The organism is Bacteroidota bacterium, assembly GCA_013696965.1.
Classification (GTDB): domain Bacteria; phylum Bacteroidota; class Bacteroidia; order JACCXN01; family JACCXN01; genus JACCXN01.
The window spans coordinates 1-7,457 of record JACCXN010000088.1; the positions used below are offsets into that span (position 1 = coordinate 1).

Sequence of the window (7,457 nt, forward strand, 5' to 3'; positions counted from 1 at the left end):
ACACTGCATACCCTCAAGTGGGGTGCTTGGTGCATTTTGAGAAGTCATTTCTTTCTATTACCTTTCGCTGCTCGGTGGACAGAAACGCTGCAAACCAGCCCCACATGCGGGTATGCAGGAAACGTTAGCAGTAATTGTATGAAGACGACCGCAATAACAATATTGACACTTTTGACTTTAGTTTCTTGTAATGGACAAGAGAAGCAAAATGACCGTGACACAAACACTAAATTGCATTACGAATTAATTGGTGAAACTTCAATCAGTTTTGGTGGTCATAATTCAATTTTGGACTTCAAAACAACAGCGGACAATAATTATCTTCTTTATTTGAGAACTAATCAAGAAGATAATATTCATAAAAATGATTTTTATTTTTTGAAAATTAGTCCCAAAGGCGACTCAATAAATAGTTTGCCAATTTCCTTTGAAAATTTTCTAACAGACTACATTGAGCTTGATGAGTTTTATTATGTGGTAACTACTGACCTTAAAACAATGGGTGGCTATACAAAAGACTTTCTAAGTAAGTATGACAAGAATTGGAAACAGATTTGGTCTAAGAAAATTGACAAACCCAAATATCCAGACGGTTCGACAGTATTAACCCTAACAAGAAATAGCGATATACTTTTGATAGCTAATGAATTTATTCCTAAAAAAACAAAAATCGGAATTTCATTTAGACGATATAATCTTGACGGAAAGTTGATTTCAGAAAATCTATTGCTGACAAAGGGACATAGCAATCCAATTTCAATTATTCAATCGGCTGACAATAATTATTATCTAACAGCAGAGCAATACGACCAAGATGCAAACATTAATTCTTTGTGGTTAATGAAGTTGACGCAGGAAGGCGACACAATTTGGACAAAAAAATATCCTCATTTTTATTCACGTCAAACAATATTGACAATCAGCGGAGACTTGCTTTTTTATGGGAGCAATTATTCCCAAACAGAAGAACAGAAGAAACATTATCACTATCTGAAGATTATTTATCTTGACAAAGAAGGAAATCTAAAATGGCAAAAAGATATTAAACAGAACTACTATGAAAAGCCGGGAAGTATAATAGAAACCAAAAGTGGTAGTTATTTATTTTCAAGCACTATCACACCAATTAAGGACAAAGGCGACAGAGCATATGTATTTGAACTTGATAAAAATGGTGACTTAACTTTTGAGAGAAAATTTGAGTATTCTGTGGGTATCAATAGTGTGCCATTTTTAATAAGGTCAGACGGACAAATAACTATGATTGGACAAAAGTGGATTGGTAAATTTGGCGACCCATTTCACGACATTATTCAAGTAACAAGACTAACGGAATGACAAGAACAACTACTGCTAACAGCACCTACAATAAATTGGCGGTTCAGTGGTTAAATGAAGCTTTGTGCTTCGTATCAAGTTTTGTGGTGGCAGACAGTTTTGTGCTTCGAAATCGCCAACTTCTTGTAGCTGCAAACCGTTAGGCACAAGGCAAAAAAGACAAAAACTTAAACTATGACAGCAACTTTGACAACATTGACAATCTCAGTAGGAATAGTGTTCTTTATCGTTGGACTATTACTAAGGTTAATTCCACCCCGCAAAATAAATTCTTTTTACGGTTACAGGACAACTTCCTCAATGAGAAATATGGACACATGGACAACTGCAAATAAATATTCTGCAACAATTATGATAATTGTAGGTCTTATGTTAACCATAATAGGACTGGGGACAACTTTCATTCCCGACACTGGTGCAACCGGGACAGGTGTGGCTATAGGATTAATAATTTTTTCAATTATAATAATGGTCGGGGCGACCGAAAAACATTTAAAAAAACTATTTGACAAAAACGGAAATAGACAACAAGAATCTTAACAAAAAATGCATCCGACAGGCAAGACAAATAAATGCCCAGTGCCTAACAGCAGCTACAAGAAATTGGCGGTTCAGTGGTTAAATGAAGCTTTGTGCTTCGTATCAAGTTTTGTGGTGGCAGACAGTTTAGTGCTTCGAAATCGCCAACTTCTTGTAGCTGCAAAACGTTATAGGCAAGCGTATTAGACGACAAAACAACCATTAAACTGACAGACAATTATCGAAATATTGGGACAACATATAAACTTAACAGGGGACTTTTTTCCGACACGACAAACCAACGCTTCTTGTTTTATTTTTTTGCCGACCCGCACTTTTTTAAAAACAATTTTATCCAGCCGCATAAGTGGCACATTTGGTTTTGCCCCGACACAAAAAGCCGACCCTTCGGCAAAACCAAAAGAGCCACTTTTTGCCGACCCACTTTTGAAATTCTGCATTTTTATATAGAAATTCTAAATAATAGTATATCTTTGCTAAACAAATACGTTAATTCTAAGTATGACAGTATTAGGAGAAATATTATCTAAAAAGTCAATTAAAAAGGCTGATGTCTCTCGTAAGACAGGCATCAGCACTTCAAGACTTAGTCAATTGAGCAACAATGAAACAACAAATTTAAAAGTTGAAGAACTTTATCTTATTGCATTAGCTATTGACGTTCCTCCAGTTGAGATTCTTTCTAAAGTTTGTAATCATTTAAAATTAAAGAAAGTAAAATGAGCAAACTTAATTTCATAGACTTATTTGCTGGTGCATCGGGAATGTCCGAAGGTTTTATAAAAGCCGACCTAAACCCAATTGCTCACATAGAAATGAATGAGGAGGCTTGCTTCTCAATAAAAACAAGGGCTGCATATCACTATCTTGCCGAAAATAAGAAGATAAAAATTTACAACGACTATCTACAAGGTAAAATCACAAGGACTGATTTATACAAACAAGTTCCTTCAGAAATTTTAGATTCAGTTTTGAATGTTGAAATCACTGATGATTCAATCAAATCTCTTTTTTCTGAAATAAAAAAACACCAAAAAGGAAAGCAAGTTGACTTGATAATTGGTGGTCCGCCTTGTCAGGCTTATTCTTTATTAGGTAGACACCAAAAAGAAATTGAAAACGACCCGAGAAATAAACTCTACATTCAATACGGGAGATTCCTAAAAGAATTTCAACCTAAAGCATTTGTTTTTGAAAATGTGCCGGGTTTGCTAAGTGCAAACAAAGGCGAACATTTCAAAAATTTAAAAATTTATTTCAAGAAGCTAGGTTACGAAGTTTATCATAAAACACTTGACGCTTCTGATTATGGAGTTTTGCAAGCAAGAAAAAGAGTAATTATAGTCGGTTGGCTTAAAGAAAATGATTTCGGTTTTCCTGAAATTGAAACTCTTCCGAAAAAATATAAAGTGCAAGATGCACTTAATGATTTACCGAAATTACAACCAGGAGAAGGCGAAAGAGTAATGAAATATGAAAGCAAAAAAAATAAATACTTGCAAAAATTTGAGTTGAGAAATGGAGTTGACTTTGTGACGCAACACATTTCAAGACCTCATAACCAAAGAGATTTAGCGATTTATGAATTTGCAATTGAGAAATGGAATGAAGGAAATGTGAGAGTGAAGTATACCGACTTACCTAAAGACTTGCGGACACATAAAAACATGACTTCTTTTTTAGACCGCTTTAAAGTAGTAAATGGTGAAGGCGTATCACATACTATTGTTGCGCACATAGCCAAAGACGGGCACTATTACATTCATCCCGACATTGAGCAATGCCGTTCAATATCTGTGAGAGAAGCAGCAAGGCTGCAATCATTTCCTGACGATTTTTACTTTGAAGGGTCAAGGTCAGCAGCATTTAAACAAATTGGCAACGCAGTGCCACCACTTATGGCTTATGCTATTGCTCAAAAAATGAAAGAATTATTATGTCTGAAAACACAAAAATAAAAGACGGGTTTTATAAAATCCGACCTGCTGGAAGGCATATAATTACAATTGGTAGAGACCTTATAAAGGATAAATATGCAGCAATTGTAGAGTTAGTAAAAAACGCCTATGATGCAGATTCACCTAATTGCACCATTTCACTTCTTCCATTTGAAAAAGGAAATACAAAAGGTATTAGAGTAATCGTAAAAGATGAAGGGCATGGTATGACCTTTGAAACTGTTACTGATAAGTGGATGGTTCCTTCCACTGATGACAAATTGAAAAGAGAGATTAGTCCAAAAGGACGAATGATGCAAGGTAAAAAAGGAATAGGAAGATATTCAGCATCTATTATTGGTGACGACTTAGTGTTGCAAACGATTGATGAAACAGGCGACTTAACAACATTGTATTTGATTTGGGAACATTTTCAAAATGCTCAATACTTATCTGATGTTGATGTGTTAATTGAAAATTTTACAACTAAGCAAAAGAGTGGAACAGAAATAATTATTGTAGGTGATGAAAGCCATTTGAATGATTGGAACATTAAACAAATTCAAAATCTAAAATTCGAGTTAAAAAAATTAATTCCACCAATTGACAAAAAAGAACACAAAATTGAAAGTGATACTGATAATTTTAAAATCAGCTTAAAGCTTGGAAATTTCCCTTATGAGGGCTATTCAAACCTCACAGAAGATATTGAGCCGTATCCGCTATTTGATTTGTTTGATTACAGAGTAACAGGCACAGTATCAAAAGAAGGAATTGCCAAATTAAAATTTGAAAATAAACGAGTTAAAAACTCACCTATTGAAATAATCAAAGAGTTTAAAGTTCTTCTAAATCAAGACAAGAATAAAAATGCAGAAGCATATTGCGGAGAAGTAAAAATAGATTTTAGGGTTTTTGACAGAGATCCGAGTTCAATTGATGGACTTATTGAAAGAGGATTGAAAGACCCAATAACTGGTGAGTATGTTGGGAGACGAGAAGCAAGAATTATTTTAGATACTTTCAATGGTATTGGAGTTTATAGAAATGGATTTAGGCTTAGGCCGCTTGGAGATGCTGGTTACGATTGGCTTTCGCTTGACAACGAGAGGGTTCAAAACCCTTCCTTGAAAATTGGTTGCGACCAAGTAATTGGATTCATTCACATCGAATCTGAAGAGAAATCTAAACTTGAAGAAAAGGCGGCACGAGACGGAATAAAAGAAACTGCTGAATATTTTGGACTAAAAGAAATTGTTAAACAGGTTTTAAAGGAACTTGAAAACAGACGATTCATTTACAGACAAAGTGTTGGACTTGGACGAAGCAACAGGGACTTGAGTGAGAAAATAAATGGATTATATAATTTCAAAGACCTAAAAGAGAAAATCAATAAAGAGTTAGACAATCTTGGAATTGAGGAAAAGAAGAAGGAGAAAATCAACAAGATAATTTCTGAAAAAGAGGAAAAGAACAACAAAATTGCGGATGAATTAAAACAGGCAATTGCTTTATATCAAGGTCAGGCAACAGTCGGAAAAATTATCAATATCGTTTTACACGAAGGGCGAAAACCTCTAGGGTATTTTAAAAATCAAATACCATTAATTAATGAATGGAAGGAAGAATTGGTAACACATTACGACCAAAATACTCTTGACAAAATTCTAAACCGACTTTCGGTAATTGATGAGCAGACTAATATTTTCATAAAACTATTCGGCAAACTTGACCCATTATCTTCCAAAAAGAGAGACAAGAAAAAAGACTTTGTTTTAAGGAAAATTATTGAAAATGTTAAAGATGTTTTCCTTTCAGAACTAAGCAATCAATCAATAGAGTATAACATTGACTGCGATGAAAAATTGACCTGCTTCGGTTGGCAAGAAGATTTCTACATTGTGCTAACCAACCTTGTTGACAATAGTATCTATTGGTTACAAAGTATTGAGGACAGGGCAAAACAAATCAGCATTAAGGCTTATGAAGAAGACGACCTTTTGATTATAGAATATAAAGACAACGGGCCTGGAATTGAAAAACATCTTATTGAAAGTGAGGTAATATTTGAACCTGAATTCAGTAACAAAACAGGCGGTGGCTCTGGTTTAGGACTTGCAATTGCAGGTGAAGCAATTGGAAGAAATGAAGGAGAATTAAAAGCTATTTATTCTGAAAGTGGTGCATTTTTTAAAATAGAAGTTCCTATACAATAAAATACAATGAGCAAAGTAAACATCCTAATTATTGAAGACGAAGCACCACAAATTCAGGTTTACGAAGATGTGATTTCTCAATACAACAAAAAAAACGAATTGCAAATTGTTTATACAATTTGCAAAAGCTATGCAGAGGGCGAACAAGCCTTGAATACTCCATACTATGATGCTGCAATCATTGATTTAAAACTTTCAAATACAGAAGAATTAGAAGGAAAGAAATTAGTTGAATCTGTTTATCAAAAAATCAGAATTCCAATAATAATTTATTCAGGTAGCATTGCACAAGTTGACGACATAAAAGAAAATGCTCTCTTGAAGAAGAAATTAAGAACGGAACAACTTTCAGATATTTTACTTGAAATAATAAAGATTTACAATACCGGCATTACAAGATTTCTAAGACCATTTGGCACTATAGACAATAACCTCACTAAAATATTTTGGAATCATCTTTCAAATGATTTAGATGTTTGGATTAAACATAACAACCCAAATAACTTACTTCGCTACATCCTTTCTCATTTTCAAGAGCATTTAGACATAAATCTTCAAGGAGACTTTGAGGAATACCATCCGTTTGAGGTTTACATAAAGCCTCCGATAAAGAAAAATTTACATACTGGAGATTTAATAAAGTTTAATGAAGAGTATTATGTTATCCTTACTCCTGCTTGTGACATTGTCATTCAAGGTTACAAAGACCTTGATGGTGGTGTAAAAGAACCAATAAGAAATTCAGACAACATCATAATTGTAAAAGCAAATGATTTCAACTACAAAATTTCCTGCTTAAATAAAAAGAACGAAGTAGATAAAAATAAGATTGAAAGTTTTGTGAAAAATAAAAATGCACGCTACCATTATTTACCACCTTTTGAATCAAATAATGGTTTAACAATTGACTTTCAGGATATAACCTCTATTCCATTTTCTAACGACCTTGAAAGAGTAGCAACAATTTCTTCTCCCTTCATTAAAGACATAATTTCAAGATTTTCAAATTATTTCTCAAGACAAGGACAGCCTACATTTAATCAAGACGCTATAATTGAAGAACTATTTAATAAAAAATAATCAACGCATTTTGCAAGCACAATTAAAAACCGCACAAGCCAACACACGACCAAAGTTTTTAATAGAACTTGCAAAGCCGACCCAAAAGAAAAATTGTTTTTAAAAAATTTCCACCGCTTCAAAAAAATAAAACGCCCGACACACAAGCCAGACAAAAAAGCACTCTATAAATGACACAAACGGACGACATAAAAATGGTTGTAACCCACGACAGACAAAGAAGTCGAGTAGGTAAAGGGGAATCTCACCCCTAAACCTCTCACAGAACCGTGCTTGATACTCTCGCATCACACGGCTCTTCTTAACAAGACGCTACGGACGAAAACCTTCATACTGCCAATGTTCA

Annotated in this window: 8 protein-coding genes; 7 read left to right on the forward strand and 1 reads right to left on the reverse strand. The window is 34.1% G+C overall.

The window, feature by feature from the left end:
• Positions 1-171 precede the first annotated feature (171 nt).
• From H0V01_12735 to H0V01_12745, 3 genes are read left to right on the forward strand one after another with little or no spacing between them, the layout of a single operon-like run.
• A complete protein-coding gene (locus tag H0V01_12735) occupies positions 172-1,338 on the forward strand; it encodes a hypothetical protein (GenBank protein ID MBA2584240.1) in 1,167 nt (388 codons plus the stop codon).
• Positions 1,335-1,481: a hypothetical protein gene (locus H0V01_12740; protein MBA2584241.1), complete on the forward strand. Its 147-nt coding sequence runs from the start codon at positions 1,335-1,337 to the stop codon at positions 1,479-1,481. The genes H0V01_12735 and H0V01_12740 overlap by 4 nt, the downstream gene beginning before the upstream one ends.
• Before the next feature lie 31 nt (positions 1,482-1,512).
• On the forward strand, positions 1,513-1,878 hold the full coding sequence (locus H0V01_12745) for an SdpI family protein (protein MBA2584242.1): 366 nt from the start codon (positions 1,513-1,515) through the stop codon (positions 1,876-1,878).
• Between the two features lie 182 nt (positions 1,879-2,060).
• On the opposite strand, the gene H0V01_12750 is transcribed toward H0V01_12745, so the two are convergent.
• Positions 2,061-2,318, reverse strand: a complete 258-nt coding sequence (locus H0V01_12750) for a hypothetical protein (GenBank protein ID MBA2584243.1) — start codon at positions 2,316-2,318, stop codon at positions 2,061-2,063.
• Between the two features lie 61 nt (positions 2,319-2,379).
• Between H0V01_12750 and H0V01_12755 the strand changes: the two genes are divergently transcribed.
• The 4 genes from H0V01_12755 to H0V01_12770 are packed head-to-tail and all read left to right on the forward strand — an operon-like array spanning position 2,380 to position 7,111.
• Positions 2,380-2,601: a helix-turn-helix transcriptional regulator gene (locus H0V01_12755; protein ID MBA2584244.1), complete on the forward strand. Its 222-nt coding sequence runs from the start codon at positions 2,380-2,382 to the stop codon at positions 2,599-2,601.
• Positions 2,598-3,836, forward strand: a complete 1,239-nt coding sequence (locus H0V01_12760; protein MBA2584245.1) for a DNA cytosine methyltransferase — start codon at positions 2,598-2,600, stop codon at positions 3,834-3,836. Before H0V01_12755 ends, H0V01_12760 begins: the two co-directional genes overlap by 4 nt.
• Positions 3,815-6,031 carry a sensor histidine kinase gene (locus H0V01_12765; GenBank protein MBA2584246.1) on the forward strand — a complete coding sequence of 739 codons (2,217 nt, stop codon included), beginning with the start codon at positions 3,815-3,817 and terminating at the stop codon, positions 6,029-6,031. The genes H0V01_12760 and H0V01_12765 overlap by 22 nt, the downstream gene beginning before the upstream one ends.
• A gap of 6 nt (positions 6,032-6,037) precedes the next feature.
• Positions 6,038-7,111, forward strand: a complete 1,074-nt coding sequence (locus H0V01_12770; GenBank protein MBA2584247.1) for a hypothetical protein — start codon at positions 6,038-6,040, stop codon at positions 7,109-7,111.
• Positions 7,112-7,457 lie beyond the last annotated feature (346 nt).

Coding starts and splice junctions, on each gene's coding strand:
- H0V01_12745 (MBA2584242.1), top strand. CDS start 1,513: ATGACAGCAACTTTGACAACATTGACAATCTCAGTAGGAATAGTGTTC.
- H0V01_12760 (MBA2584245.1), top strand. CDS start 2,598: ATGAGCAAACTTAATTTCATAGACTTATTTGCTGGTGCATCGGGAATG.
- H0V01_12755 (MBA2584244.1), top strand. CDS start 2,380: ATGACAGTATTAGGAGAAATATTATCTAAAAAGTCAATTAAAAAGGCT.
- H0V01_12740 (MBA2584241.1), top strand. CDS start 1,335: ATGACAAGAACAACTACTGCTAACAGCACCTACAATAAATTGGCGGTT.
- H0V01_12765 (MBA2584246.1), top strand. CDS start 3,815: ATGTCTGAAAACACAAAAATAAAAGACGGGTTTTATAAAATCCGACCT.
- H0V01_12770 (MBA2584247.1), top strand. CDS start 6,038: ATGAGCAAAGTAAACATCCTAATTATTGAAGACGAAGCACCACAAATT.
- H0V01_12750 (MBA2584243.1), bottom strand. CDS start 2,318: ATGCAGAATTTCAAAAGTGGGTCGGCAAAAAGTGGCTCTTTTGGTTTT.